The organism is Paenarthrobacter sp. PH39-S1 (assembly GCF_030063245.1).
GTDB lineage: Bacteria > Actinomycetota > Actinomycetes > Actinomycetales > Micrococcaceae > Arthrobacter_M.
On the sequence record NZ_JASISR010000020.1, the window covers coordinates 63,782 to 89,723 of the forward strand.

The window sequence follows — 25,942 nt, forward strand, 5'->3', positions numbered from 1 at the left end:
TCAGGATCTGGCCCCGGGGCAAAAATTGCCGCGCGGCGGCACGTGCAGTTTTCAGGGGCAGATGTCCACATTCGACTGGCGGGAGTTCAGGGTTTCGGACCGGGTTTCGGGCAGCGTCTCCAGGTAGTTGGCGTGCTCCAGTTCCGGATGGCGGGGGCCGCGTAGTTCATCCAGCCTCACCAGCACCACCCCGGCCACGATCAGCGCCCCACCGAGCAGCTGGATGGACCGCGGCAGCTCACCAAGCAGCAGCCAGGCCCAGATGACCGCGAACAGCACCTCGAACAACGCCACAAAGGAAGCCACCTTGGACCCGAGCCCCCGTACCGCCACTATCCCGGCTATGTACGCGAAAACGGTCGTCACGAGCACCAGTCCCAAAATGGGAACCAGCCAGCTGACCTGCCGGCCGGCGAAGATTGCGTCCCCGGTGGAGAAGGTCAGCGGCATCGCGCCAAGCCCACCGAGAGCAAAAATCAGTCCGGCGCCCACCGCCATACCGCCGCCGGCCATGAGCACCGGCGGCACGTTGTCGTCCGACCGCGCGGACATGATGAAGAACGCTGCTGAGCAGACGGCCGCGGCCAGCCCCCACAGAACGCCCTGCAAATCCAGCTTCTGTGCCCCTGCAAGGTCGAGCACCAGTACCAGGCCCCCCATCGCGCACACAGCGCCGAGGACCGTCAGCACCCGAGGTGACGTGCGTGTGCGCAGCCAAACCCAGCCAACCAGCAACACGGGGGAAAGGTATTCCAGCAGCAGCGCAACGCCCACCGAAAGGTGCTGAACGGCGTTGAAGTAGAAGAGCTGACAGAGGGCAATCGGCACAATCCCATACAACGCCACCCGGCCCAAGGACCGCCGCACGGTGTGCCATCGCCGGACCAGGGTGACAAGCACGGGGGCCAGAAGGACGACGGCACCGCCGCCAATGCGTACCGCCACCGCCGCGCCGGGAGACCAGCCGCTTTCAAAGAGGGACTTGGCAAACGAGCCGGAAAGCGCAAAGGCCGCCGCCGAAATTAGGGCCACCAGCAATGCGGAGGATGCCGGGCTGCGGGTCTTGCGTATCGTCGTCATCAGGTCATACTCCGGTGTCGGTCCTGAGCGTCCTCACCAAGGGGACGTCATGAGTAAAGCGCGGTATGGTAGTGACTCTACGACTATGTTATGTCAGGAGTCAAAGTGGTATTCAGCAATGACACCGAGATTGCGCTTGGATCGGCGGCAGCGCTTATCAACACCGGGGAACGCGATGCCGACGCCCTGGCGACTGTCCATGATCTGGAGGTGTTCGTCGAGCAGGAACAGTTTTCCGGCCCGCGCACGCGCAGCCTTGCCGAGCTTCGGTCGGTCCGGCAATTAAGGTGTCAGTTGCGGGAGATCTGGACGGCAGAGGAGGAGGACGCCGTGCGGCTGACCAACCTGATCCTCGCCAATGCCCGGGCGTTACCGCAGTTGGTCAAACACGACCAGTGGGACTGGCACCTGCACGCAACCGCGCCGGAGGCCCCGCTGGCATTGCGGATGGGTACGGAAGCGGCAATGGCCCTGGTGGATGTCATCAGGGGCAAAGAACTGGGCCGGCTGCGCATCTGCGCGGCCGGCGACTGCAACGCAGTGGTGCTCGACCTTTCCAAAAACCGCTCACGGCGCTTCTGCGACACCGGCAATTGCGCCAACCGCACCCACGTGGCGGCATACCGCCGCCGACGCAAATCGGATCAAATGCCGGCCTGAACCGGAGCCGCACCGGACAAAGGCGAATCTGGCGCATCAGACGCGGCACCGGCCAGTTGGCGGAAGGTGGCTCCGCAACTGTCCGGCGCCGGCCCGCCGTCGGATCAGGTCCGCATTATTTGTTGGTCCCCGCGGAAACGGATCCTTGCAGTTGGCGCTGGAAGATCACATACACCACCAGCACGGGGACCACGGTAATCACGACTGCGGCAAACAGTGCGCCGAAATTGACCGCGTATCCCGCCTGGGACGCAAACGCGGCCATGCCTTGGGACAGGACGTAGTGCCCCACATTGGTGTTGAGCGCGACCGGAATGAGGAACTGGTTCCAGAGTCCGAGGAAATTGAAAATCAGCACCGACGCCAGCCCCGGCTTCGCCATCGGCAGCATGACCTGGAAAAAGGTCCGCCATTCCCCTGCCCCGTCAATGGCCGCCGCCTCGCCGATCTCGTGGGGGAGCGTCTTAAAGAAGGAAAAGAGGAAGAACACGGTGAACGGCAGCGCAAACGCCACGTAGACAATGATCAGGCCCGGGAGGGTATTGAGCAGGCCAATGTTTTTAAGGATGAAGAACAGCGGAACGATGGCCAGAAAGATCGGGAATGTCAGGCCGGCGAGCATCAGGTAGTAAATGGCGCGGCTGCCCGGGAATTTAAAGCGCGCCAGCACGTAGGCGCACATTGCGCCCAGCACCATCACAATGATCAGGGCGAAGCCCACCACGATGATGGTGTTCACAAAGTAGCTGCCGATCCCCGCCGTGGTCCAGGCCGAGACATAGTTGTCAAAATTCCACTGCCCGGGCAGGGAGAACGGGGAGGCAAAAATCTCCCGCGTCGTCTTGAAGGACGTCATCAGGGTCCACAACAGCGGCAGAATGACGATCAGGGACCAGATGATGAGCATGGTGTGCGAGACGGCTGCGACGGCCTTGTCGCCGGACGTTTCCTTGGACTTCCCCAGGAGTTCCATGGGTACCGCACGCCGTCGTGAGGTCTGTTTGAGCGACATCATCGTGCGTCATCCTTTCCGCCGGTCAGCCTGTTGACCAGAAACACCAGCCCGGAGAACGCCAAGGTTACGGCCGCCAGGACCACTCCCATGGCACTGGCGTAGCCGAACTGGTTCTTGGTGAAGGCGGTGGAGAACAGCTGCTGGGACATGACCAGCGTGGAGTTGTTGGGGCCACCGCCGGAATTCATGACCTGCATGTAAACGAAGGCGTCAAGGGCCAGGATTCCCATGTAGACGTAGGCCGTCTGGATGTTGTCCCGGATCAGCGGAACGGTGATGCTGACCATGGTGCGGACCCTGCCGGCGCCATCGATCCTGGCCGCCTCAAACAACTCCGCGGGGATGCCCTTGATGGCCGCGACGAACAGGACCATGTAGAAGCCGATGAAACCCCACACGATGACAAACATCGTGGCGACCATGGCGGTGCGTTCATCCCCGAGCCACGGGAAGGACTTGAACTGGTCTAAGCCGAGTGAGGTCAGGATTCCGTTCACCAGACCGTTGCTCGGATCATAGATCTGCGTCCACATGATGCCGATGATGATGGCAGGAATGACGTAAGGGAAAAACGAGACCACGCGGTAGAAACTGGAGTTCTTCAGGCCCTTGATCTGTCCGCGGCTGCTGCCCCCAACGGTGACCAGGGTGGCAAGAATCAGGCTGAGGATGATGGTCACCAGGGGCAACACAATCACCAGAATGATGTTGTTGCCAAGTGCCTTCATAAATGTGGCGTTGTGAAAGAGCTTCACGTAATTGTCCAGGCCGATGAAGTTCATATTCGCGGTGAACCCGGACCAGTCGGTCATGGAGTAATACGCGGCCTGGACGAACGGCGAGATCACGAAAATAACGTATACAGCCAGCGGCAGGCCGAGAAAAACAACCATGAAACTGACCTTGTCGAAGGTCAGTTTCTTCCGGCGGGACCTGATAGCGGCGGGCTTGCCGCTATCAGGACGCACCTGGGAACTTAGATCAATCACTTCACTTCACTTCAATCTTCGTTACTGAACTGTCGTTGCGCACGTCATCGGTGATCTTCTGCAGGCCGGAAGTAAGCGTCGCCGCGTCCGATTTGCCGTCCAGGAAGGTGTTCCACAGCACCAGCTGGTCCTTGTTCATTCCGTACAGGTCAACGAAACCCCAGGTGAAGATGTTCGACCCCGCGGCGTCGAGCAGCTTGGTCTGGGAGACCAGGGCCGTGGAGCCGAACCCGTCGGCCGGGACCGTGCCCTTGACGATGCTCGGGGCCAGCTTCGTCTTGGCGAAGTTGGTGGCCGCATCCTTGGACAACATGGTGCGCAGCAGTTCCTTGCCGCCGGCAACATTCTTGCCCTTGGACGGAACGATGAAAGGCTCGCCCGCGGCACTGTGCATGGCCTCGTACGGCATCTTGGAGGATGAGGTGACCGTGAATTCCGGCGCCCCCGTCATCTTGAAGCCGGGCTTGGTCTGGTCCTTCATTTCGTTTTCAATCCACGAACCCGACGGGTACAGCAGAGCAGACTCGTCGTTGCTCCACTGTGCCTGTGCCGCCGTGAACTTCGTGCCGGAACCACCCGGCTTGAAGTAGCCGGCCTTGACCGCCTTTTCCATCGCGGCGAACACGCTTTGGATGGCCGGCTGGGACCAGCACTTATCCTTGAGGTTGTCCACGGCCAGGCGGACCTCGTCGCCGCCTTCCTTGATGGCGGAACCCAGGGCCAGGGTCTGGTAGTAGGTGGCCGCTTCCTTACCCCAGACAAAGAGGTACTTGTCCTTGGCCTTGGCCTTGGCGCCGAGGTCAAGCGCCTCGTCCCAGGTCTTCGGGACCGTCCAGCCGTTGTCCTGGAACAACGAGGCCGAGTACCACAGGGCGTATATTGTCAGCGCGTAGTTCAACGCAGCCAGCTTGCCGCCGAAGGTTCCCGGCGCCTCTACCCCCGCATACAGGGTGTCCTTGATGACCGTGCCCTCGAGGTTCTTAACTTCGAGGACGGAATTCAGGTCCTCCAGCTGGTCCAGGATCGCACTGAACCCCATGGCGCCTTCACCCGAATTGTCAATCAGGTCCGGCGGGTTACCTCCGACGAAACGCGACTGCAGTTCCTGCGCGATGGCCGTCGAGGGCGCTATTTTGGCGGTGCTGCCCGGATGGTTCTTCTCCAGCAGCTTGCCCGCGAATTCGACATAGTCGATGCCGTAGCCGCCCTTGAAGATGACCGCATCAATGGTGGAGTTATCCGCCATGCCGAAGGGGTTCGTGTCGGATACCGGGCCCGCGGCCGTGGAGGCGGCGGGCGCGCCGCCTCCACCGCCCGCGCACGATCCCAGCGAACCGGCGACGGGCACCAGGACCGCCGCAGCCAGGACGCCCCGGAGGAAACCACGGCGTTGCAGAGTTTTGTTCTGGATGTTCATTGTTTTAGAGCCTTCCATTATTGGTGCGAAACGGGTTCGATCTAATGTTTTTGGTTCGTCCGGCGCCGCATCCCTGTCTGACAGGATGCTGAACGGCTCCGGTAATTCCGCAGGTCATGCCTCGCGCCTGATTTTGCCCTGATAGAGGTTTTCGAGGCCCTTGTTGTGTTCGTCGCCACCCGGAATATTCGCCGAAATATACAGGGGCGGTGTCTTCCCCGCGGCCGCGAGCCGACGGGCCGTTCCGATCGTCAGCAGCTGTGCAATGAACGCTGCCGTGATCGATGAGACGGCGCCGACACCCCCTATACCTGGAAGTTCGAGTGTGGTGTCGCCGTAAGGAGCCTCGTTATCGATGACAACGTCGGCGATCTCACTGAGCCGCATACCACTGGGGTGCTTGGTCTCGACGGCATTGGTATGCCGTAGGCTGGTGACGGCGATGACCTTGTGTCCGCGGTCTTTCGCCAGCAGCGCCAAGCCCACGACCGATCCGTTGACCCCGGAGTTCGAGGCGATAATAAAGACGTCCGCCGCGCCGATGGGAGATATATCGAAGAGTTCGTCGACGACGGCGGGGTCCCTTTCCAGCGAGGAGCCGCCAAGAGTGCCAGCTTCGCGGCCGCCCCTGAGGACGACGTCGCGCAGGGCGATCTTATTGGTCGGGATCAGTCCTCCGGCGCGGCCGGCGAACTCCATCGAGAAGGCCTCGGAGTGACCGGTGCCAAACGTTTGCACTACGCCGCCGGCTTCCAGGGCGTTGACTATCAGATCCACCGCCCCGTCCAGACCGCCGGACCGGGCCTCCGCAGCCAGCTGGTCCAGTCTGCCCGTGACCTCAAGCAGATACCGGTCCACCACGTCAGACATGGTTCCTCCTCTTTCGTGCCGACGTCGCGGTGTACAGACTGTCGTGTTGATCCACCCTTGAGGTCGACCGGGTAGACCGACGGTGCGGTGCGACGGCCATCGCGGAGGAAGCAAGCTTCGTCGTGGTCTGCGTGAAGTTGAGCTGGGCCACGAGCAGATAGAGCAGATCCAGCACCAGCAGCTGAACGTGCTTGGCCGAAAGATCGTCAGGCTGAAGGAACTGCTCGTGGACGGAGGTAATGATCTGCAGGTCCGCCGCCTCCGCAAGCGGGGAACCCGGGTTGTTGCTCAAGGCCACCGTCATGGCTCCGGCCGCACCGGCCTGCCGCAGCATTTGGATGGTCTCCTCGGTCCGGCCGGTGTTGGAGATACCGATGGCCAGACAGGTGCTGTCCTGGATGGCGGCGCTGGTCAGACCGGCGTGGGCCTCCGACCAATGGTGTGCATTAATTCCGATCCGGTATAATCTGGACTGCATCTCTTTGGCCATCAACGCACTGCCACCGATGCCGTAAATGTCCACATGAGTACTGAGCGCGATCCGCCGGGCGATCTTATTCATCAGCGCCATGTCCATGACCGTCGCTGTTTCGCGCAGTGACCGAGTGTGTGCGTTGACCAAAGTACTGAGGACGTCCTCCGGAGCATCATCCGGACCAAAGGCGCGGCCGATGTCCACCTTCCAGGATTCCTTGGCATCGCTGCGTCCTGCATCCCCGGCAATGGCCACACGGAAGGGGACGTAGCCGGTGTAGCCCAGGAGCCGGCAGAACCGCGTCACGGTGGCCGCGGAGGTCCCCGTCTGCTCGGCCAGTTCCAAGATGGACAGTTGGATCGGCGCCGCCGGATGCTGGAGCAGATATCCGGCGACCTTAGCCATGGCTGCCGGCATTTCGGGTAGCTTGGCCTGAATGCGGTTCACGACACCCACCGCAGTACCAGCCCCACCAGCAGACGTGAACGTTGACATGAATGAAAATCCGTTTCTCGATTTCGATCGATCCTTGAAAACTATTCTCAGACTCGATGTGTGTCAAGTCATAATGTAGACACGGAATGGTAACGATGCAGAATATTCTTGCCTTTGACGCCGGAGGAACGTCCACCCGCGCCGTCATATTGGACCGCTTGGGCAGCTGCCTTGGCTACGGCAGGGGTGGCAGCGGAAACCCTGTTTCCAGCGGATTTGCGGTCGCGTTGGCCTCCCTGCGCGGGGCACTGGAAGGCGCCGCGGCGCAGCTGGGAGCGGCGTCCGGCGGCTACTCTTCGGCGGTCATCGCGATGGCTGGCTCGTCCGTGCACACTTCGGCGGACTTGCTCTCTGGAGAACTAGCGGCGCTCGGGCTGCGGGGAAGCCTTGTGATCGAAGCTGATCTATTGGCGACGTTTTTTTCCGGGACCTTTCATGACCAAGGGTATGCACTCGTGGCGGGAACCGGCGCGGTGGGAGCACGAATCAAGGACGGCAGGCTCGACGCCGTGGCGGACGGAATGGGCTGGCTGCTCGGCGATGCCGGATCCGGGTTCTGGATCGGTCATCACGTGGTCCGAGCCGTCACCGCAGCGGTGGATGGACGCGGGCCGCGGACTCTGCTGACCGCCGCACTGATGGATGCCCTCGGCATCGACCCGGGACTGGCCACGATCATCCAAGGACGCCCGGCGGCGGCCCAGCAGATGGTCGACGCGCTCTACGACCTGCGGCCGGTGGAACTCGCCCGCTTCGCCCCGCTTGCTTTTGAAGCCGCCCAGAACAAATCCGCACCGGATCCAGTCGCGCGGGAAATACTGGAAGGCGCTGCCAGAGCCCTATCCGCCACCCTCGGTGCCGTGATTGATCCATCAACCAGGGGACCCGTCGTATTCGGCGGCAGCATCCTCAGCAGGGATTCCCCGCTGGCGTCGTCGGTGGAGCGGTCACTGCCCGGCCCCGCACTCGAAGGCGCAGGAGTGATACGGGTCGCCGACGGCGTCGTGGGGGCCGCGGTGCTCGCGTTGCGGCACGCCGGGGTCACCGTAGACGCAGCAGTCTATTCCCGGATCGGCAACACGTTGGCGGCCCTTCGCGGACCCTAGCTGGCTACTGCCGGGAGCCGCCGTCGTCGTTACGCGGCTTCTGCTGCCGACGCTGGTTCTGAGCCAGCCGCTCAGCGGAGGTGAGATTCACACCTGATCCCTTGCCCAGGTGTTGGGCGTTCTCCTTGTAGCTCATGGACAGCATCGCGGCCACGACCAGACAGACAATGAAAGCGACGCCGAACGCGATGGCCGCGAGATCCCAGCGGGGCGTATGCGCGGTGCCTCCAGTTGAGAAAACCAGCGTCACGACCCCCGCGATCAATCCCAGCACAAAGGAAAACCCCAACGGCGCCTTTACCGAGATCCGCGGTTCCCCGGGCGTTGCCGGTCTCTTCTCCGCCACGTCATGTCCTCCTGTTGTTTCCGGCGCTGCCGGTGCTTTGCCCGTTCTGCAGGGCGGCACGCGCAAATGTTGTCCCGCGGCAGAGCCCACCCGCAAGTTCTACGCGGAGTAGAAGGCCCGGTATCTCTAGTTTACGGCCTGGCCGGCTTCCCCGCGTCGAAGCGGATGGTCAGGCCGGCCAGCAGCAGCAGGGCTCCGGTGACGATCGAGCCGCCGCCAGCCACGCCAAGGAGAGCGTGCGGCCCCAGCTCCGTGAAAAAGGGAAGCACCACAGCCGTACCGATGCCCACAATGCCTGCCGTGAGCCAGTCCCGCGCCAACAGGTGTCTCCCGCGGTATTTGATGCCCAGGTAGAGCTCACCGAGCCCGAGCACGAACAGCCCCGCCGCCCCGATCCAGGCCACAAACGAGTTCGAAGCATGGAAAAAAAGGATGAAACCGCAGGCTGCAAGGACGCCGGCAGGCAGCGCCAAGGCAATGAAGTTCTTGTTCGTTTTGGCCAAGCGTAGGTGCTGCAGCAGCCAGCTCAGGGAGGCGGCGGAGGCCAGGAAATACAGCCCGATTGCCAGTCCCATCCCGGCGGTGTTCGGCGCGGCCCAAAAAACCGTCACCGCGCCGAAAACCAGACCCACAAGAGCGCGCAACAGCACCGGTTTCCACAGCGACGCCGGCTGCGCCGGGCTGCCGGCGTCGGGCAGGAGAACGGGTACGGGAGGTTCAGTCACCGTGCCAGTTTAGTCGCCCTAGCTAGGTTCCCGCGCAGTTCCTGATTCCCGTCGACTCCAGTATGCAAATGTGCAATCCCTAATGTGCCCCGGCTCGCATCCAGCGAGTGCTCCGCGCCCGTAGCCCGAGGGTCAACGCACGCGCGGCCATATAGCCCAGTGCGAAGGCCGCCCACAGCCAGCCCAGCCCGCCCGGCCCGGTTCTTGCTGCAGCGCAGACCCAGAACAGCAGCGGCAGGTAAACCAACAGATTGGCCACGCCGGCCAGCGCCAGGTACCGGGCATCGCCGGCTCCTATCAGCACGCCGTCCAGCACAAAGACAAGTCCGGCGAGTGGTTGGCCGATGGCGAGCACCAACAGGGCCGACGCGAGCGCTGCATGCACCCCATGGTCCGGGGTGAACAGCCACCCGGCCCAGGGCCCGGCCCCCAGCAGCAGCAGTCCGGTTCCAGCCCCAAAGACCAGTCCCCAGCGGACCATGGTGCCGGTCAACTCCTTGACTCGGAGCACGTTCTCCGCGCCGAGCTCCTTGCCGACCAACGCCTGTGCCGCGATCGCAAGCGCGTCCAGCGCGAACGCTAAAAAGGTGAAGATCGTCATGGCCAACTGATGGGCTGCCAAATTCACGGCCCCCTGCGCCGTGGCCACCAGCACAGTGGCCAGGATGGCAATCCGCAAGCTAAGCGTACGCAGCATCAGCCAGCTTCCCACCCGCGATACAGCACGAATTCCGGCCCAATCAGGAGCCAACTGTACCCCGTGTTGCCGTGCAGCCCGGGCCACGATAACCAGATAGACCCCCGCCATACCCCACTGCGCGATGCTGGTCCCAAGCGCCGAGCCAGCCACCGAGAGGCCCAGCCCGAACACCAGCAGCAAGTTCAGTGCGATGTTGACCATAAAGCCCACACCCGCCACCAGCAGCGGCGTCCGGGTATCCTGCAGACCCCGCAGCACGCCCGTTGCGGCCAGCACCAGCAGCATTGCGGGCAGCCCCGGCATCGAAAACCGAAGATACTCGACGCCGAAATCCAGAACAGGGCCGCTGGCTCCCAGCAAACCCAGGGCGGGCGCGGCGAGCGCGTACCCGGTTATCGCGAGCCCGAAGCCCAGCAGTACCGCCAGCCAGAGCCCGTCCCGCCCAACGGCGAGCGCGTCAGCCAGCCGTCCGGCCCCCAGCAATCGGGCGACTGCCGGCGTCGTCGAATACGCCAGGAACACCAACAGCCCGACGGCCGTCTGCAACACCGTCGCCGCGAGTCCGACGCCAGCTAGCTGGTCCACGCCAAGGTGCCCGACAATCGCCGAATCGGCGAGCAAGAAAAGTGGTTCCGCAATCAGCGCGCCGAAGGCGGGGACCGCCAGATGCAGGATCTGTCGGCTAATAGTAGTTGTGGGCACCGGACAATGCTAGCCGTCAGCGACCGACCACCTGGCCGTCAGAGCGACCATGGACGCCCGGAGTTCCCGCAGCAGCGGCTCCACGCTCAAAGTGCGCGGCCACGCGGGACTGTCGGGCAGCCGTTGAGCTAGCACCAGATAAAAATCGGCCGTCAGCAGCGGAAAGTCCTGACCGGGCACTCCTCCGTTCCGGCCCTGCTGGCCCTCCGATTCGTCGTCGCTGTTCTGGCACTACTGCCCATTCGATGACGGTCATCTTCACTCCCATGCTCGAATCCGTCGCAGCCCGACGCTGGCTTCCACCGGCGTATTTCGTCGCCGCGGTCGTCTCCGTCGTCGTCAAAATGGCCATTGGCGGCGAAAGCCTGGGCCCTCCCCCCGTAGCCGGCGCCTTCCTGATCATCGCCGCCAGCTACGCCGGCCAGCGAATCGAGACAAAATTCAGGACAGGTCTGCCAGCGAAGCTAGAAGGAGCCGGTGCCGGCGGAGTCAACGGCCATGTTGGAGAATCGGGAATAGTGGCCCTGGAATCCGACGACAATGGTCTTGGTGGGACCGTTACGGTGTTTGGCCACGATGACGTCAGCCTCCCCGGCCCGCGGTGATTCCTTGTCATAGATATCCTCGCGATGCAGCAAGATCACCATGTCCGCATCCTGCTCGATCGAGCCCGACTCGCGAAGATCGGAGATCATGGGCTTCTTGTCCGTACGTTGCTCCGAACCACGGTTCAGCTGCGAGAGTGCAATGACAGGGACCTGCAGTTCCTTGGCGAGAAGCTTCAGCGCGCGGGAGAACTCGGAGACCTCTTGCTGGCGCGATTCGACCTTTTTGCCGGAAGACATCAGCTGCAGGTAGTCCAGAATGACCAGCTTCAACCCGTGCTGCTGCTTAAGCCGACGACATTTCGCCCGGATCTCCATCAAGGACATGTTCGGGCTGTCATCGATGAAAAGCGGTGCATCATTCATCCGAACCATCGTGGTGGCAATCTTGGACCACTGATCGTCCTTGATGGTTCCTTTGCGCAGATCCTGCAGGCTGATGGTGGCTTCGGCTGAGAGCAGGCGCATGGCGAGCTCGTTGCGGCCCATTTCCAGCGAGAAGACCACCGTCGGCAGGTTGTGCTTTATCGCCGCGGAACGGGCCCAGTCCAAAGCGAATGTAGATTTGCCCACGGCCGGCCTGGCCGCGATAACTATCATCTGCCCGGCGTGCAGCCCGTTGGTGAGTTCGTCGAGTTCGTAGAATCCGGTAGGCACGCCGGTCATGCCTTCACCACGGTGCCCGGAGGCTTCAATTTCGTCGACGGTTGATTCCATCACGTCCTTCAGGGCGACGTAGTCTTCCGCGGAGCGGCGCTCGGCGACGGCGTACACCTCAGCCTGGGCGGCGTTGACGATGTCTTCAACCTCGCCGTCGTTCGCGTACCCGAGCTGCACGATCTTGGTGCCGGCGTTTACGAGCCGCCGCAGGACCGCGCGTTCACCGACGATTTCGGCGTAAAAGCCGGCGTTGGCCGCGGTGGGAACGGATTGGATCAGCTGGTGCAGATAGGCCGGACCGCCGATTTTGGAAATTTCCCCGCGCTTGGTCAGCTCATCCGCCACGGTGACCGCGTCCGCAGGTTCACCACGCCCGTACAGATCGAGGATTGCCTCATAGATACTCTCGTGCGAGGGGCGGTAGAAGTCGTTGCCGCGCAGCACCTCGACCACGTCGGCGATGGCATCCTTGGAGAGCATCATGCCGCCGAGCACGCTCTGCTCCGCAACGAGATCCTGGGGCGGGGTGCGGGCAAAATCCGGTTCGCGGAGGGTCCCGACCGAGTCCACATTCGTCGTTGACATCGGTAATGCCCCTTTCGTGCCGCGCAGGTCTGCCGACCGTGAACCGACAAGATGCCGGACTGTTCCGCGGATACCTCATTCCTAACAGCCGGCACCGACAAAGTGCGTTGCTGGGAAGGGATCCTCAGTCACGGTAGACCCTCAGCGCAGGACAGCCAACCCGAGCCTGTGGATAACTTGTGAATAGTGCGGGCGTGTCTTGTGCACAGGCTGGGGAGAACGCTGTGGATATCATTAATTATTCCGCGCTCATACGGCTCTGACCTGCGACAACGTTCCCCACAACCTGTGGAGGAAAAGAAGTTTTCCTCCAACCCTCATCCACAGCTTACGTGTTGACAAAGCGTCGCACTGCCGATAGCCGGCGGCGTGCAAATGGCGAAGTATGCACCCCTGGTATCGCCATTGGATCCCGTCGGGGGCGTCTGACCATGGCATATTCCCGTACGGGCATACGCCCGGCCGATGAGCGTCTGACCGCCGGTCGCGAGCAGTCAGATAATCCGTTGCGAGCATAGGATTGGCTGCGCCGCACCGGACCGTTCGCAGCTGGCCAAAGGTGGCATATGCTCGGGTTATGGACTGGTTCATTGTGGTGCTCATCGCGGTCGTCGGAGTCATCGTGCTTGTCTGGGCAGCCAAGGCGGGCCGAACCGGGAAGAGCGGTCTCTCCGACGCCGACCGTTATCAGCAGGAGCTGGCGCGCAAGGCGCAGGCGCAGATCCAGGCGTCGGCGCGCTCGGCCGCACAGCGCCCGGCCCATCCGTCCCAGCGTACCGGTTACTCTCAGGCCAACGCTTACCGCACGTCGCCCGCTCAGGGACAGAACGAAACCCATGGCCAGAACGTCGCCCGGGGTCAGAATGAATCCCACGGGCAGAACCTTAGCGGCCGTAATGGGGGCCAGAATGGTGGTCGCTTTGCCGGCCAGGACCAGCCCATGTCAATGGATCCGCAGCTGGTCTCACAGCTTCAGGCGCTAGTTCGCAACGGCAGCAAGATGCAGGCCATCGCGCTGCTGCGCTCCAAGACGGGTGTTGGCCTCATGGATGCGAAGACGTTCGTGGACCGGCTCGGGTAACAGCGGAGCGGGGTAACAGCGGGCGCTGAGCCTCCACCGCTGGGTCTCGCCGTTAGATCCCAACCGTCCCACTGATGCAGGTTCGGCAGCGTCCGCCCACCCAGATGTCCGTTCCGTCCGCCTCGATATAAATCCGTCCAGCCCGGCCCAACACGGTGCCCTGCGAGGCAACGTAGCGCGTCGGTGCCCGCCCGGAGCCGATCAGCCATTGTGCGGCTCCAGCGTTGAAGCTGCCGGTGGCCGGGTCCTCTGTCACCGCGTCGTTGGCAATGAACGTACGCACTTCGAAGTAAGTCTCCGATCGTGCTGTGTGTGGCCCTATGATCCCAACCTTGAGTCCGTCGAGCGCGCCATAGTCAGGGCGGACGTCGAGGACCTGCTGCGCCGAGCCAAGCAGTACGCCGATCCACTCCGGTCCATTTATCAGCCACGAGACGTCCAGCAGCTCCGCAGCCGCCAGACCAAGCCCCGCAGCAAGCGCACCCATCGTGGCTTCGTCCGGCGGTCCCGAGCGTGTCAGTGGCGGGGCCGCGAAGGCCAGCCGGTCGCCGTCGTGCTTCACCCTCACCAGACCGGCGGCACATTCCTGGATGAGCATGTTCCCACTCTTAGCCACTCCACCGGCCGCCAACCAGGCGTGCGCGGAGCCGAGCGTCGGATGTCCGGCAAAGGGAAACTCTTCAGTGGCTGTGAAGATCCTGATCTTATAGTCGGCAAGGGGCTCGCCAGGCGGCAGCAGAAAGGTGGTTTCGGAAAGGTTGGTCCAGTTCGCGAACTGCTGCATCTGATCGCCGCTGAGCCCCTGGGCGTCCAGCACCACGGCGAGCGGATTTCCGCGGTACTGAGAGCCGGAAAAGACGTCAACTTGGGCAAACGGTCGCAGGGTCACGGCCACAGGCTATCAGGCCTAGACTGAGCCCATGGTGGACGGCATCAGGGGGACGGACGGCGGCGGCACCGGAACGGGTGACGACCGCGCCGAAGCGGACGACGACCGCGACGCTCGTCAGCGGGCGGCGCTGCGGGCCGCGCTGGCCGAGAATCAGCGGGAGCAGGCGGAGGGGAAGCTGAGCACGCTGGAGCGGGTGCAAAAGCTTATGACCAGCGACGCGTTCACCAGCTATGCCACCTTTGGACGTGCCGGCACCGATCCGGAGGGCACCGATCCGGAGGGCAGTGGTCCCATCGGGGACGGCAAAGGGCCCCTACCCGATGGGTAGAGGCCCTCGCCTTCAAACCTGCGGGATCCCCAAACTCGCTTGGAGTCCCTTCAACTGTTGATCGATTAGCTGGAAACGACGTCCAGGTTGATCACAGCGGCAACGTCCTCATGCAGACGGACGTTGGCGGTGTAGGAGCCAACACTCTTAATGTGCGCCGGCAATTCAACCTTGCGCTTGTCGATCGTGCCGAGCCCGGCAGCCTCGACTGCCTTGGCTACATCTTCGGCCTTAACGGTACCGAAGAGGCGGCCGGATTCCCCGGCCTTGACGACGAGCTTGACCGGCTTCGCGGACAAAGCAACGGCCTGGGCCTGGGCAGCTTCAACCGAAGCATGCGCACGAGCGGCACGGCCAGCCTTGATCGACAGAACCTGCTTCTCGCCACCCTTGCTCCAGGTCAGGGCGAAGCCGCGGGGCAGAAGGTAGTTACGGGCGTAACCGTTCTTCACCTCGACGATATCGCCGGCGGCACCGAGACCGGTGACTTCATGGGTCAGAATGAGCTTAGACATCTAGTTATCCCCTTCGCTTAGCCGCGGCCGGCGCCGGAGTAGGGCAGCAGCGCAACTTCGCGGGCATTCTTGATTGCCTGGGCGAGCTTGCGCTGTTCCTGAACGGTGACGCCCGTGACGCGGCGCGCACGGATCTTTCCCCGGTCGGAGATGAACTTGCGCAGCAATGCTACGTCCTTGTAGTCGATGACGGTGACGTCAGCGGCCTTCAAGGGATTGGACTTTGGTTTGGGCTTACGGAGTTCAGCCTTTGCCATCGTGGAGCTCCTTAGTATTCGTGGAGCCCGTGGATATGGATCCACGGGATGGTTTGCGACGGCAGCTGCCGTCATGAATAGTGTTTAGAAGGGAGGTTCCGAGGAATCCGGACCCGCACCCCACCCTGCAGAACCACCGGAGGGCGCGCCCCACGGGTCGTCAGCCGGAGCGGACTGGCCCGATCCCTGGCTTCCGCCGCCACTCCAAGCCGGGTTTCCCCCACCGGAGTTGCCGCCGAAGTTACCGCCACCGCTGTTGCCGCCGAAGCCGCCGCCACTGTTGCCTCCGCCACCACCGCCGGAGCGCTGGGTGCGGTTGACCTTGGCATTGGCGTAGCGCAGCGAGGGGCCGATCTCGTCGACCTCAAGCTCCATCACGGTGCGTTTTTCGCCTTCTTTGGTCTCGTAGGTACGCGACTTCAGCCGGCCGGAAACGATCACGCGGGTGCCCTTGGTCAGGGACTCCGCAACGTTCTCGGCAGCCTCACGCCAAACGGATGCGCGCAGGAACAGCGTTTCGCCGTCCTTCCACTCATTCGACTGACGGTCAAAGGTCCGCGGAGTGGATGCGATGGTGAAGTTCGCTACTGCCGAACCTGACGGCGTGAACCGCAGTTCCGGATCGCTGGTGAGATTCCCAACGACAGTAATAATGGTTTCGCCTGCCATCTGCTCCTGCTTCCTGCTGGTGTGTTCCTACGGATGAAAACGCTGAAAAGCTGAAACCGGAATTACTCGGCAACGACCTTCTGGTCCTCGGGACGGATAATCTTGGTGCGCAGGATGGTCTCGTTGAGACCCAGCTGGCGGTCAAGTTCCTGCGTGGTAGCCGGAGCTGCGGTGAAGTTCACCACTGCGTAAATACCTTCGGTCTTCTTCTTGATCTCGTAAGCCAGTCGACGACGGCCCCAGATGTCTACCTTTTCGATGGTTCCACCATCGGTGGTAATGACACTCAGAAACTTCTGAAGCGACGGCTCAACGGTACGCTCTTCGACCTCGGGGTCGATGATTACCATCAGTTCGTAAGGACGCATATGTGAACCCACCTCCTTTGGGCTAAACGGCTACGGTCTTTCCGTAACAGGAGGTTCATTTGCGGTGACTGGGCGGGCTACGGACAGGAGCAAGCGGAAAACCCGCTACCGGCCGCCAGCACAGACTTATCTATATTACCGTAAGTACGACGGCGACAGGACCGGCTGTGGATAGCGGTCGGCACGCAACCCAGCGGCGGGTCAGCAACGCACCACGTCCGAAGCTGGCCTTGGATGAGGCGATAACCGCGCTCGACAAATCCCGGAAATGGCTATGCAGGACGCGTACTACCGGCAGGAAGCCTTCCGGCTCCTGTAACCTCGGCTCATACCTGAATATCGATGATTGGGGGCGCACTGGCGCGCAGCGGTGAGGAAATCCGGACGGCTCTGGTCAGTTTTGCCGGCACATGGAGACCGTACGCGGGCAGTGAGAAGGCGGAGGCCCAGACCGTCCTCAACGAGCTCTTTGAGTCTTACGGCTCCAATCGTCAGACCGCCGCGCTGATATCCCCCTGGGCTGTTGATCTGCGGCGATGCGGGCCTGCCACCACTATTCCGGCAGGGGTTTGCGCGCTGTCTCCGGAAGGAAGATGTAGACCACCAGGGAAATGGCGGTCAGGACCATTACGTACCAGCCGAACAATCCTGGGTTGTTCCACTCGGCGAAGAGGGTGCCCATGAGCGGTGCCGTACCGCCAAAGAGAGCGACGGCCAGCGAGTAGGGGAAGCCGATGCCTGCGGCGCGGACATGGGTTGGAATTGTCTCGGCATTGATCGCCGCCGAGATGGAGGTGTAGCCGCTGAGGACGAGCATGCCGAGCATCATGACGCCAAGCGCGCCCCAGAAGCCGGATTTGGACACCAGATACAGACCGGGAATGATTCCGGCCGTGAAGATCGCCGCAAATCCTATCAGCAGCGGCCTGCGGCCTATCCGATCCGAAAGCGCGCCCACCAGCGGTTGAATGAGCATGAAGAACACCAGGGCGATCGTCGACATCAACAGCAGCGGGCCCTGGCCCAGCGAGCCGTTGGCCTTGGCATATGTGGGCAGGTACGTGGTCCAGGTGTAGTACGTGATGGTTCCGGCGATCGTGATGCCCACAATCAGCAGGGACTGCCGGGGATACTTGATCAGCGCGTCGAAGACCCCGGCCCGCTTGGTCTTTTCCGGTTCGATGAATGTTTCCGCGGCGCCGCGCCGGATCCACAGGCCAACGAGGCTGAGAACCGCACCGAGGATGAACGGCACGCGCCAGCCCCAGGCATTCATGCCGGCTGAACCGAGGTTGAATACCAGGGCCGCTGCCAGGCCGGAGGCGATGAGCTGACCGAACGTGGTGGAGACGTATTGAAAGGAGGAAAAGAATCCCCGCCGGTTGGCGGGCGCGGACTCGACCAGGAAGACCGAATTGGCGGCAAATTCGCCGCCTACCGAAAGCCCGGAAATCATCCGGCCCAAGATCAGGATGATCGGGGACCAGACCCCCACCGCGTCAAACGTTGGTGTAAGGCCCACAATGAGGCTGCCCAGACCCATGGTGAGAATGGTCAGTGACAGGGTGTTTTTTCGGCCGATCTTATCCGCCAGATTGCCGATGAAAAGCCCGCCAATGGGCCGCAGCAGGAACGCCGCAGCGAAGATGGCGAACGCACTGAGCAGGGAAGCGGTGGGATCATGCGATGGGAAGATCTGGCCGGAAAAGTTCACTGCCAGAAAGCTGTAGGCATACCAGTCATACCATTCGACGGCGTTCCCGACACCGGCTGCGGCGATCTGCCTGACGCCGTTGCCGGTACCCGTGGGATTGATGGTTGTGTTCGCCGCCATGTGATGCTCACCGTCGTTCGTGAATTCGTGCCGCCGCTGACTCTGGCCACGATACGCCCGCCCGTCAAGACCCGCGGATGCGCACTGCCCGGCCCGCAGCAACTTGTGGGAAGATCGGGCCATGGCGATCACATCACTTCGGGCACGGCGCGCGCATCTGCGTTTTGCGATCATGATCCTGGCCGGGATAGTTGCCGGCCTTGGTACCGCGTTTTTGGGAGAGTGGATCTATGCCCCGGCGGTGGGCTGGGCGGCTGCGGCGCTGATCTACAACCTCTGGATCTGGCTGACCATCTCCCGGATGGATGCGGATGCCACGGCCCGGCATGCCGTGGAGGAGGATCCCCGGCGCTCCACCGCTGATCTGCTGATTCTGTTGGCCGCCCTGGTCAGCTTGGCCGCCGTCGTTCTGGTCATGATCGCGGCGCAGGACGCCAAGGGCATCGCCAAACTGCTGCTGGCGCTCCTCGCCTTGGGCACCGTGAGTCTGTCCTGGCTCCTGGTGCACACGCTCTTCACTCTGCGTTACGCGGAAATCTACTACTCGCGGCGCGTGCCGAAGGGAATCAGCTTCAATCAGGACGAGCCGCCGCAGTATACGGACTTCGCCTATACCGCCTTCAGCCTGGGCATGACGTACCAGGTCTCGGACACGGACATCCAAACGCGTGAAATGCGCTCCGCCGCGCTCCGGCACAGCCTACTGGCCTACGTCTTCGGCACCGGCATCCTCGCCACCACCATCAACCTGGTGGTCAGCTTGGCCCAGTAGCGCGCCGGTCCCCGCGCGGCCGTGAACTCAGCCCACGGCCCAAGGTCGGGGCTCAGACCACCGCCGCTCAGGGCACGGTCCCGAAGAAGACCTCTGCCACCCGGGCCAGCCGGAAGGGATCTTCCACCCCGCACAGTTCCCGGGCCGAGTGCATCGACAGCAGCGGCATGCCGACGTCGACTGTCCTGATGCCGAGCCGGGTGGCCGTCAGCGGTCCAATGGTGGAGCCGCACGGCATCACATTGTTAGAAACGAATTCCTGATATGGCACCCCGGCACCCCGGCATAGGCGCGCCCAGACGGCAGCCCCGGCACCATCCGTAGCGTAGCGCTGATTGGCATTGATCTTCAGCAGCGGGCCGCCGTTGAGCACCGGACGGTTGGCCGGATCGTGGCGCTCCGGATAGTTCGGATGCACCGCGTGCCCGGCGTCGGCGGAGACACAAAAGGAATTACTGAAGGCGCGGCGCCGTTCGCTCACCGTCGCACCGAGCCCGTCGGAAACCCGGGTCAAGACATCCTCCAGGATCGGACCGCAGGCGCCGGAGCGGGAGGCGCTGCCCACTTCCTCGTGGTCAAAAGCGGCGAAAACTGCGATCGGGCCGTCCGCCGCGCCGGCTTCGGCGGCCGCGATCAAGGCAACGAGGCCGGCATGGACGGAGGTCAGGTTGTCCATCCGGCCAGAGGCGAAGAGCTCCCCCTTCGCCCCGAGGACGGCAGCGGCCTGCGTGTCGGCAATGACGACGTCGTACCCGCCGATCTGCGCCGGGTCCAGGCCGGCCTCGGCCGCCAGCAGCCCGAGCAGATCAGCGCCGGCCGGATCGCCGAGTCCCCAGACCGGATTCATGTGCTGCTGCTTGTCCAGCACCAGCCCGTCGTTGACCCCGCGGTCCAGGTGAATGGCGAGCTGGGGGAAGCGCAGCAGCGGGCCGGTGGCCACCAGCGCCTCGGTCCCGTCAAGCGCCACCAATCTGCCCGCCAGCCTCAGTTCGCGGTCCAGCCAGGAATTCAGCAGCGGACCGCCATAGACTTCCACGCCGGCCTGCAGCATGCCAAACCTGCCTGTGGTGGGCTTGGGTTTGAGCTTGAAGGACGGAGAATCCGTGTGCGCACCAAGAATGTTGAACCCGGTGACCGCCGTGGCATGCTCCGGCGTCAGCCAGGCTATGATGGCACCGTCGCGGATGAGGAAGAACCGCCCAGGTCCGCCGGTCCAGGCCTGCGATTCAGCCAGTTGAGTGAACCCGGCGGCGGTCAGCCGGCGTCCCGCCTCATGGGCGGCGTGAAAGCTCGACGGCGACGAGCTGATGTAGGCGCCCAGGTCCAGGATGTGGTTCACGGCTTCAGTCATACAACGATTTAACCAAACATCCCTCCCCCCTGCAGCTACAGCCGATGGTTCACGAACCCGGATTGAATTCCGCCCATCACACCTTGCCGCTGGTATGCGGGGATAGGCGCGGCTACCGGCGCCGATGAAGCGATCGTTCAGTAGTCGGGGTTGCTCGGCACCACCAGGCCGGTCTCATACGCGTAAACCACCACTTGGACCCGGTCCCGAAGGTGAAGCTTCGTCAGAATCCGGCGCACATGGGTCTTCACCGTCGCCTCGGACAAAAAGAACGTGTGCGCGATCTCGGCATTGGAGAGGCCCTCCGCGATGGCCTGCAGGACCTCGGTCTCACGTCGGGTCAGCTCGGCCAGCAAAGGGTCCTTGGACTCCTGCCCGTTCCGCGGCGGCCGGGATCGGACAAAATTCTCCAGCAGCCGCTGGGTGACCCGCGGGGCCACCACGGCATCCCCACTGGCCACCAGATGGATAGCGCGAATGAGTTCGGCGGGGGCAACATCCTTGAGCAGGAAAGCGCTTGCCCCCGCCTGCAGCCCCGCGAACGCATATTCGTCCAGGTCGAAAGTCGTCAAAATGATGATTCGGGCGCAGCCCCCGCCCGCGGTGATCTTCCGGGTAGCGGCAATACCGTCCATAATGGGCATCCGCACATCCATCAGGACCACATCGGGCCGCAACAGCGCCGCCTTGGCTACCGCCTCGGCACCATCGCAGGCCTCCCCCACCACGACGATCGACTCCTCACCCTCCAGAATCAGCCGGAACCCCATTCTCAGCAGCGGCTGGTCATCAACCAGCAGCACCGAAACGGCGGCGTCTGCCCCAGGCGTGCCGCCGTCGTCGTCGTGCGCAGGCAAACTCATGGTCTCCTCAACGGTGGGCCAACGTTCGTGAAGTGCGGACGGACTCTCGATTCGAGAGTCACCGCGGTCAGGTGTTCAGGACGGCCTCAACCACCCACCCGCCGTAGGGGCCCGGGCCGGCCTGCACCGTTCCAGCATAGATGTTGGCCCGCTCCCGCATGCCGACAATCCCCTGCCCCGTACCCACGGAAGGGACTTCTGACGTGCTGCCGCGCCCGTCGTCGGATATCCGCAGCCGCACCTGGCCGCCCCAATGCGTAATTTCCACCTGGACCCGTGAAATTGAGCGGCCGTAGCGCAGCACATTCGTCAGCGACTCCTGCAGGATCCGGTAGACGGTGAGCTGAAAGGCGGGGTCCGTCGGGAGCGCCGGTCCGGTCCGGGTCAGCGTCAGTGGCAGACCCGCCGTCCGAAAGCCGTCCAGCAGACCATCGATGCCTGCTCCGGCCGGCAGCGGTGGTCTCGACTGCGACGTCAGTGATCCGTCCGCCCGCAGCACGCCGAGCACCCGGCGCATATCCGCGAGAGCGGTGCGTCCCGTCTGGGACAGTTCCGCAAGCACCTGGCCGGCGCGCTCGGGACTGCGTTTGACGACGATGGCGGCCCCGTCCGACAGCGCGATCATCACCGTCAGCGAGTGCGCCACCACGTCATGCATTTCACGGGCGATCCGGTTCCGCTCGGAGACTGACGCCAGCTGGGCATTGCGGTCCGCCCAGGCGCGCAGGTCCATCTCATGCTCACGGTCCCGCCGTACGTTCAGTCCGATTCCGGTGGCGACCACATTGGACAGCAGAACGACGGCGGCGGCAATGATGCCGGTCAGCGCCAGGTTGTCGGTCCCCTCTGCAACCATTCGGGTAGGGAGCCTGAAGAGGAGGAGGAACACCAGCAGCAGCGGGAGGCTGACCGCCGCCGTCGTGATGAAGCTGAAAACCCGGCCGCGCTGCACCGCGACGGCGTACAGCCCGAACCACAGACTCAGGCTGGCGTTACTGGAGAGCGGGTCCTGGACCAGCAGCACCGTTTCGATCACCGCCAGCAGGACGACGACGGCGACAGGCCGGCGCCGCCGGAACATCAGCAGACCGGCGGAGACGACGGTCAGAATCAGGTGCAGAAGCTCACCGGCGATCAGCCGCGGGATTACCGTGGACGCGGACAGCAGGAGGTAGACGGCGACGATCACGAGATCCATGACCAGCGGCCGTTCGTAAAAGTACCGCCGGAACGCTCCGCGTCGCCTCGCGGTGAGTTCGGCCGGGGACACGGCCGCTATGCCGTGCCCGCCATGCAGTTCGGCAGTGGCACCGTCGGCCGTTCGTTCCGCCGGTGCCCCCGCCTGCTCTGTGGTGCCCATGGTGGTGAGCTTAGGTGCCCTGTTTCCCCGCGGGCTAGAGGTCACGCTTTTTGAGCGTGACCACGGCCGGAATCAGGAAGACCAGGATCCAGGCCAGGAAGATCAGGCCACCGTCCCCCGGATCGATAAAGGCATCGCGGTGCCCGATCTCCAGCATCCTGCCGCCGGCCACGCTGGGCACGTACTCATTGACATGCATCCAGAATTCCCCCGGCACCAGGCCGAGCAGCGAGGTGGCGAACGGCAGCACGAAGAACAGCGCTACCAGCACCATGATCCCGCCGGCCGAATTGCGCAGCAGCGCTCCCAGCGAGAGACCGATCAGGGCGACGCCGGCAACGTACAGGCCGCCCATGAAGATCCCCTGCACCACGCCGTCGCGCTGCAGGCTCATGCTGACCCCGTAGGCGTGCAGGATCGGAATGGAGATCAGGAAGGTGACGAACGCCGCGACAAGCGTGAGAGCATAGGCCACCACAACCAGCACAATGGCCTTGGCCGCGAACGCCGGCAGGCGCCTGGGAACGGCTGTCATGGTGGAGCGGATCATGCCGGTGGCGAACTCGGAGGAAATGAACAGCACCGCCAGGGATCCGAGAATCAGAATGCCGATTTGCAGACCGGCATTGGGGACACCGTAAATCTCGAAAGCCGGCGGCAGACTCTGTTCCGCCATGGCCTCGGTCAGCTTGGCGCCGCCCGCACCCTGGGCCGGCCCCCTATCTGCCGCGCCGCTCATGAGCTGCTGTATCACGGTGCCGCGAAGCCAGGCCGCCAACGTGCCCACGCCGATGACGGCCACGAAGGCGCAGAGCACCAGGAGTTTGGTGGACAGCAGCGAGCGGAACTTGATCCACTCGGACTTCAGCACACCGCCGAAGGTCAGTCCGGCCGAACCGGCGGTCGAGGGGACGGCCGACTTGGCCGTTGTTGAGGTACCCATAGCTCTTACTTTCCTTCCGCGCGGTCGAAACCGCTGCCGGTCATCGGACCGGCGTTCGTGCCGGCCGGGGGGAAGCCGCCCGGGGCGGGGACTGCAGCGGCGAAGTTACCGGGACCTGAACCCGAGCCGGGGCCGCTGTCGAGTGGATGGGAGTGGTATTCGACCTCGTCCTTGGTCAGATCGAAGTACGCCTCCTCCAGCGAGGCGTTCAGCGGGGTCAGCTCGTAGATCAGCACCCGGTTGTCCAGCGCGATGCGGGCAATCTGGCGAGCATCAAGGCCGGACACCTCCAGTGTCTCGTTTTCGCCGCTGTTGACACTCACACCGTTGCCGGCGAGCAGAGCGGCCAGCTCGGAGACCTGCTGCGTCCGTACCCTGGTCCGGGCCTGCTGGTTGCCGGCGATGATGTCCTTGATCGGGGCATCGGCGATGATCCGGCCACGGCCAATGACGATCAGGTGATCCGCGGTCTGGGCCATTTCGCTCATCAGGTGCGAGGAAAGGAAGATGGTTTTGCCTTGGCCGGCCAGGTACCTGACCAGGTTGCGCACCCAGAGGACACCTTCGGGGTCCAGCCCGTTGACCGGTTCATCAAGGATAAGGGTCTGCGGGTCACCCAGCAGGGCGGCGGCAATGCCCAGACGCTGCCCCATGCCCAGGGAGAATCCGCCGGCTTTTTTCTTCGCGACCTCCGCCAACCCGGTCATTTCGATGACCTCGTTCACCCGATGGTCCGGAATATTGTGCGTCGCCGCCATGGCCAGCAGGTGGTTGTAGGCGCTGCGGCTGGTGTGCACGGCCTTGGCATCGAGGAGCGCGCCAACTTGGTGCAACGGATCGTGATGTTCGGCGTAGGGGCGGCCGTTGACGATGACAGAGCCGGCGGAAGGGCGATCCAACCCGACTATCATGCGCATCGTGGTCGATTTGCCGGCACCATTAGGCCCGAGGAAACCGGTGACCTGGCCGGGCCTGACGGTGAAGGTCACGCCCGCCACGGCGGGTTTTTCACCGTAATGCTTAGCGAGGTTTGTTGCCTCGATCATGTGATCATCCTCTTTGTGTAGATCTGCCGGCAGCCTGGTGGCTGCGGTCTGTCGATTTCAGCCTCAACGCTACTCACCCTCCGGGCATTAAACGTCTGCCTGGGGGATGATTCAGGGTCCGCTCCGGGTAATCCGCAGGGATGACATCGGGATTTCTCCTCGGATCGGCCCGGGGCCGGCCCCGGTCCAGGCCCTCCGAAATCTACCGGGAACTGATGGAGGCAAATTTCCGCACGCACAGCGGCACGAAGACCGTCAGCATCACGAGGGCGCCGATTATCACGGTGGGAATGGCATGCTGCATAGGCCACGTATCCGGAATGGGCGCAGTACCTAGGTTCCCGAACAGCTGCCGCGCGGCCTGTACCAGGGCCGAGACCGGATTCCAGTCCGCGAATAGCCGCAGCGCAGTGGGAAGGTTGCTGCTTTGAACGAAGGCATTGGAAATAAAAGTCAGCGGAAACAGCACCACAAAGGAGGCGTTATTAATGGTCTCCGGACTCTTCACGCTCATCCCCAGCAGGGCCATCACCCAGCTGAAGGCATAGCTGAATAGCAGCAGCAGGCCAATGCCGGCCAGAAAATGCAGCACGGAGGAGTTCACCCGCCAACCCACCGCAAGACCGGTGGCGATCATGATCAGCATGGAAATTGCGTTGAGCAGCAGGTCACTGTTGGTGCGCCCGATCAGCACCGCCGAAGGACTCATTGGCAGGGTCCGGAACCGGTCAATGATGCCGGCTTTCAGGTCCTGGGCCATGGCGGAGCCGGAAAACGTTGAACCGAACACCACCGTCTGACCGAAAATCCCCGCCATCAGGTACTGCGTGTAGTCCGTCCCCGTCACCGCGATGGACCCTCCATACACCTGGCTGAAGAGCAGCACAAACATGATCGGCTGGAGTACAGCGAAGAGCAGCATGTCCGGCGAGCGCTTCATCTTGATCAGATTGCGCTTCGTGACGATCCATCCGTCGGAGAGCCACAGTGCCGCGGGATTGAGCCGGATCTGGGGCAAAGTCGTGGTCATTGAACCCTCTTTTCCGTGACCTTCTCCGGTCCACTGGCGTGGTCAGTTATTTCCTGGCCGGTGCCGTGCCCGGTGAGTCTGACCCGGATCCGCGAGTAGTGGCTTTTTGAGGCCGGAATTCTGGCGGGGGCGTGAATTTCGGCAACTTTTGGGTCCGGGCATGACAAAAGCCCGGTTGTCGTGTCGGGTGGGCGGAGGCTCCA

The 25,942-nt window shown here is 63.1% G+C and carries 27 protein-coding genes; 5 read left to right on the plus strand and 22 right to left on the minus strand.

The window, feature by feature from the left end; genetic code table 11:
• Window positions 1-51: 51 nt before the first annotated feature.
• Window positions 52-1,080, minus strand: coding sequence for an EamA family transporter (locus QMG52_RS13865; RefSeq protein ID WP_283560982.1), 1,029 nt, complete (start codon window positions 1,078-1,080; stop codon window positions 52-54).
• 105 nt (window positions 1,081-1,185) lie between these two features.
• Here QMG52_RS13865 and QMG52_RS13870 point away from each other — a divergent pair, with 105 nt between their 5' ends.
• Window positions 1,186-1,740 carry a CGNR zinc finger domain-containing protein gene (locus tag QMG52_RS13870; protein ID WP_283560983.1) on the plus strand — a complete coding sequence of 185 codons (555 nt, stop codon included), beginning with the start codon at window positions 1,186-1,188 and terminating at the stop codon, window positions 1,738-1,740.
• A 115-nt stretch (window positions 1,741-1,855) separates the two neighbouring features.
• Here QMG52_RS13870 and QMG52_RS13875 read toward each other — a convergent pair whose 3' ends face one another.
• The 5 genes from QMG52_RS13875 to QMG52_RS13895 form a co-directional block, all read right to left on the minus strand.
• The gene (locus tag QMG52_RS13875; protein WP_283561009.1) at window positions 1,856-2,713 is read right to left on the minus strand and encodes a carbohydrate ABC transporter permease; all 858 of its coding nucleotides are present in this window, start codon (window positions 2,711-2,713) and stop codon (window positions 1,856-1,858) included.
• A 38-nt stretch (window positions 2,714-2,751) separates the two neighbouring features.
• A complete protein-coding gene (locus QMG52_RS13880; RefSeq protein ID WP_434621720.1) occupies window positions 2,752-3,648 on the minus strand; it encodes a carbohydrate ABC transporter permease in 897 nt (298 codons plus the stop codon).
• Between the two features lie 97 nt (window positions 3,649-3,745).
• Window positions 3,746-5,161: an N-acetylglucosamine/diacetylchitobiose ABC transporter substrate-binding protein gene (gene ngcE, locus QMG52_RS13885; protein ID WP_283560985.1), complete on the minus strand. Its 1,416-nt coding sequence runs from the start codon at window positions 5,159-5,161 to the stop codon at window positions 3,746-3,748.
• 114 nt (window positions 5,162-5,275) lie between these two features.
• A complete protein-coding gene (locus tag QMG52_RS13890; protein ID WP_283560986.1) occupies window positions 5,276-6,031 on the minus strand; it encodes a sugar isomerase domain-containing protein in 756 nt (251 codons plus the stop codon).
• Window positions 6,024-6,953 (minus strand): MurR/RpiR family transcriptional regulator, encoded by a 930-nt coding sequence (locus QMG52_RS13895; protein WP_283560987.1) that lies wholly within the window; start codon window positions 6,951-6,953, stop codon window positions 6,024-6,026. Before QMG52_RS13895 ends, QMG52_RS13890 begins: the two co-directional genes overlap by 8 nt.
• 143 nt (window positions 6,954-7,096) lie before the next feature.
• Between QMG52_RS13895 and QMG52_RS13900 the strand changes: the two genes are divergently transcribed.
• Window positions 7,097-8,107 (plus strand): N-acetylglucosamine kinase, encoded by a 1,011-nt coding sequence (locus QMG52_RS13900; RefSeq protein WP_283560988.1) that lies wholly within the window; start codon window positions 7,097-7,099, stop codon window positions 8,105-8,107.
• A gap of 4 nt (window positions 8,108-8,111) precedes the next feature.
• Here QMG52_RS13900 and QMG52_RS13905 read toward each other — a convergent pair whose 3' ends face one another.
• The 4 genes from QMG52_RS13905 to dnaB all read right to left on the minus strand — a co-directional run bounded on the left by QMG52_RS13905 (window position 8,112) and on the right by dnaB (window position 12,430).
• A complete protein-coding gene (locus QMG52_RS13905) occupies window positions 8,112-8,453 on the minus strand; it encodes a hypothetical protein (protein ID WP_283560989.1) in 342 nt (113 codons plus the stop codon).
• A gap of 131 nt (window positions 8,454-8,584) precedes the next feature.
• Window positions 8,585-9,178, minus strand: coding sequence for a hypothetical protein (locus QMG52_RS13910; protein WP_283560990.1), 594 nt, complete (start codon window positions 9,176-9,178; stop codon window positions 8,585-8,587).
• A 79-nt stretch (window positions 9,179-9,257) separates the two neighbouring features.
• Window positions 9,258-10,580, minus strand: coding sequence for an MATE family efflux transporter (locus QMG52_RS13915; RefSeq protein ID WP_283560991.1), 1,323 nt, complete (start codon window positions 10,578-10,580; stop codon window positions 9,258-9,260).
• A gap of 464 nt (window positions 10,581-11,044) precedes the next feature.
• The gene (gene dnaB / locus QMG52_RS13920) at window positions 11,045-12,430 is read right to left on the minus strand and encodes a replicative DNA helicase (RefSeq protein WP_283560992.1); all 1,386 of its coding nucleotides are present in this window, start codon (window positions 12,428-12,430) and stop codon (window positions 11,045-11,047) included.
• 577 nt (window positions 12,431-13,007) lie between these two features.
• On the opposite strand from dnaB, the gene QMG52_RS13925 reads away from it, so the two are divergent.
• Window positions 13,008-13,511, plus strand: a complete 504-nt coding sequence (locus QMG52_RS13925; RefSeq protein WP_283560993.1) for a hypothetical protein — start codon at window positions 13,008-13,010, stop codon at window positions 13,509-13,511.
• Between the two features lie 52 nt (window positions 13,512-13,563).
• Here QMG52_RS13925 and QMG52_RS13930 read toward each other — a convergent pair whose 3' ends face one another.
• Window positions 13,564-14,400: a PhzF family phenazine biosynthesis protein gene (locus QMG52_RS13930; protein WP_283560994.1), complete on the minus strand. Its 837-nt coding sequence runs from the start codon at window positions 14,398-14,400 to the stop codon at window positions 13,564-13,566.
• A gap of 31 nt (window positions 14,401-14,431) precedes the next feature.
• Here QMG52_RS13930 and QMG52_RS13935 point away from each other — a divergent pair, with 31 nt between their 5' ends.
• Window positions 14,432-14,731, plus strand: a complete 300-nt coding sequence (locus QMG52_RS13935; protein WP_283560995.1) for a hypothetical protein — start codon at window positions 14,432-14,434, stop codon at window positions 14,729-14,731.
• 65 nt (window positions 14,732-14,796) lie between these two features.
• On the opposite strand, the gene rplI is transcribed toward QMG52_RS13935, so the two are convergent.
• From rplI to QMG52_RS13960, 5 genes are all read right to left on the minus strand, one after another.
• Window positions 14,797-15,246, minus strand: a complete 450-nt coding sequence (gene rplI / locus QMG52_RS13940) for a 50S ribosomal protein L9 (RefSeq protein ID WP_283560996.1) — start codon at window positions 15,244-15,246, stop codon at window positions 14,797-14,799.
• A 17-nt stretch (window positions 15,247-15,263) separates the two neighbouring features.
• On the minus strand, window positions 15,264-15,503 hold the full coding sequence (rpsR, locus tag QMG52_RS13945; protein WP_196397754.1) for a 30S ribosomal protein S18: 240 nt from the start codon (window positions 15,501-15,503) through the stop codon (window positions 15,264-15,266).
• An 84-nt stretch (window positions 15,504-15,587) separates the two neighbouring features.
• On the minus strand, window positions 15,588-16,172 hold the full coding sequence (locus QMG52_RS13950) for a single-stranded DNA-binding protein (RefSeq protein ID WP_283560997.1): 585 nt from the start codon (window positions 16,170-16,172) through the stop codon (window positions 15,588-15,590).
• Window positions 16,173-16,234: 62 nt separating this feature from the next.
• Window positions 16,235-16,540 carry a 30S ribosomal protein S6 gene (rpsF, locus tag QMG52_RS13955; protein ID WP_283560998.1) on the minus strand — a complete coding sequence of 102 codons (306 nt, stop codon included), beginning with the start codon at window positions 16,538-16,540 and terminating at the stop codon, window positions 16,235-16,237.
• Window positions 16,541-17,093: 553 nt separating this feature from the next.
• Window positions 17,094-18,374: an MFS transporter gene (locus QMG52_RS13960; RefSeq protein ID WP_283560999.1), complete on the minus strand. Its 1,281-nt coding sequence runs from the start codon at window positions 18,372-18,374 to the stop codon at window positions 17,094-17,096.
• Between the two features lie 121 nt (window positions 18,375-18,495).
• On the opposite strand from QMG52_RS13960, the gene QMG52_RS13965 reads away from it, so the two are divergent.
• Window positions 18,496-19,146, plus strand: a complete 651-nt coding sequence (locus QMG52_RS13965; protein ID WP_283561000.1) for a DUF1345 domain-containing protein — start codon at window positions 18,496-18,498, stop codon at window positions 19,144-19,146.
• 67 nt (window positions 19,147-19,213) lie between these two features.
• Here the strand turns inward: QMG52_RS13965 and QMG52_RS13970 are convergent, their stop codons facing one another.
• The 6 genes from QMG52_RS13970 to QMG52_RS13995 form a co-directional block, all read right to left on the minus strand.
• Entirely contained in the window at window positions 19,214-20,497 is a 1,284-nt protein-coding gene (locus QMG52_RS13970; protein ID WP_283561001.1) for a M18 family aminopeptidase, read from the minus strand.
• Between the two features lie 137 nt (window positions 20,498-20,634).
• Window positions 20,635-21,360: a response regulator gene (locus QMG52_RS13975; protein ID WP_283561002.1), complete on the minus strand. Its 726-nt coding sequence runs from the start codon at window positions 21,358-21,360 to the stop codon at window positions 20,635-20,637.
• 67 nt (window positions 21,361-21,427) lie between these two features.
• Entirely contained in the window at window positions 21,428-22,720 is a 1,293-nt protein-coding gene (locus QMG52_RS13980) for a sensor histidine kinase (RefSeq protein WP_283561003.1), read from the minus strand.
• A gap of 34 nt (window positions 22,721-22,754) precedes the next feature.
• Entirely contained in the window at window positions 22,755-23,663 is a 909-nt protein-coding gene (locus QMG52_RS13985; RefSeq protein WP_283561004.1) for an ABC transporter permease, read from the minus strand.
• 5 nt (window positions 23,664-23,668) lie between these two features.
• Window positions 23,669-24,709: an ABC transporter ATP-binding protein gene (locus tag QMG52_RS13990; RefSeq protein WP_283561005.1), complete on the minus strand. Its 1,041-nt coding sequence runs from the start codon at window positions 24,707-24,709 to the stop codon at window positions 23,669-23,671.
• 202 nt (window positions 24,710-24,911) lie between these two features.
• Window positions 24,912-25,739 (minus strand): ABC transporter permease, encoded by an 828-nt coding sequence (locus QMG52_RS13995; protein ID WP_283561006.1) that lies wholly within the window; start codon window positions 25,737-25,739, stop codon window positions 24,912-24,914.
• Between the last annotated feature and the right edge of the window lie 203 nt (window positions 25,740-25,942).

Excerpts from the sequence above, each read along its gene's own strand:
- QMG52_RS13990 (WP_283561005.1), bottom strand. The coding sequence starts at position 24,709 with ATGATCGAGGCAACAAACCTCGCTAAGCATTACGGTGAAAAACCCGCC.
- QMG52_RS13980 (WP_283561003.1), bottom strand. The coding sequence starts at position 22,720 with ATGGGCACCACAGAGCAGGCGGGGGCACCGGCGGAACGAACGGCCGAC.
- QMG52_RS13880 (WP_434621720.1), bottom strand. The coding sequence starts at position 3,648 with ATGGTTGTTTTTCTCGGCCTGCCGCTGGCTGTATACGTTATTTTCGTG.
- QMG52_RS13865 (WP_283560982.1), bottom strand. The coding sequence starts at position 1,080 with ATGACGACGATACGCAAGACCCGCAGCCCGGCATCCTCCGCATTGCTG.
- QMG52_RS13890 (WP_283560986.1), bottom strand. The coding sequence starts at position 6,031 with ATGTCTGACGTGGTGGACCGGTATCTGCTTGAGGTCACGGGCAGACTG.
- QMG52_RS13975 (WP_283561002.1), bottom strand. The coding sequence starts at position 21,360 with ATGAGTTTGCCTGCGCACGACGACGACGGCGGCACGCCTGGGGCAGAC.
- QMG52_RS13935 (WP_283560995.1), top strand. The coding sequence starts at position 14,432 with ATGGTGGACGGCATCAGGGGGACGGACGGCGGCGGCACCGGAACGGGT.
- QMG52_RS13970 (WP_283561001.1), bottom strand. The coding sequence starts at position 20,497 with ATGACTGAAGCCGTGAACCACATCCTGGACCTGGGCGCCTACATCAGC.
- dnaB (WP_283560992.1), bottom strand. The coding sequence starts at position 12,430 with ATGTCAACGACGAATGTGGACTCGGTCGGGACCCTCCGCGAACCGGAT.
- QMG52_RS13985 (WP_283561004.1), bottom strand. The coding sequence starts at position 23,663 with ATGGGTACCTCAACAACGGCCAAGTCGGCCGTCCCCTCGACCGCCGGT.
- QMG52_RS13960 (WP_283560999.1), bottom strand. The coding sequence starts at position 18,374 with ATGGCGGCGAACACAACCATCAATCCCACGGGTACCGGCAACGGCGTC.
- QMG52_RS13950 (WP_283560997.1), bottom strand. The coding sequence starts at position 16,172 with ATGGCAGGCGAAACCATTATTACTGTCGTTGGGAATCTCACCAGCGAT.
- rpsR (WP_196397754.1), bottom strand. The coding sequence starts at position 15,503 with ATGGCAAAGGCTGAACTCCGTAAGCCCAAACCAAAGTCCAATCCCTTG.
- QMG52_RS13995 (WP_283561006.1), bottom strand. The coding sequence starts at position 25,739 with ATGACCACGACTTTGCCCCAGATCCGGCTCAATCCCGCGGCACTGTGG.
- rpsF (WP_283560998.1), bottom strand. The coding sequence starts at position 16,540 with ATGCGTCCTTACGAACTGATGGTAATCATCGACCCCGAGGTCGAAGAG.
- QMG52_RS13900 (WP_283560988.1), top strand. The coding sequence starts at position 7,097 with ATGCAGAATATTCTTGCCTTTGACGCCGGAGGAACGTCCACCCGCGCC.
- rplI (WP_283560996.1), bottom strand. The coding sequence starts at position 15,246 with ATGTCTAAGCTCATTCTGACCCATGAAGTCACCGGTCTCGGTGCCGCC.
- QMG52_RS13875 (WP_283561009.1), bottom strand. The coding sequence starts at position 2,713 with ATGGAACTCCTGGGGAAGTCCAAGGAAACGTCCGGCGACAAGGCCGTC.
- QMG52_RS13925 (WP_283560993.1), top strand. The coding sequence starts at position 13,008 with ATGGACTGGTTCATTGTGGTGCTCATCGCGGTCGTCGGAGTCATCGTG.
- QMG52_RS13965 (WP_283561000.1), top strand. The coding sequence starts at position 18,496 with ATGGCGATCACATCACTTCGGGCACGGCGCGCGCATCTGCGTTTTGCG.
- ngcE (WP_283560985.1), bottom strand. The coding sequence starts at position 5,161 with ATGAACATCCAGAACAAAACTCTGCAACGCCGTGGTTTCCTCCGGGGC.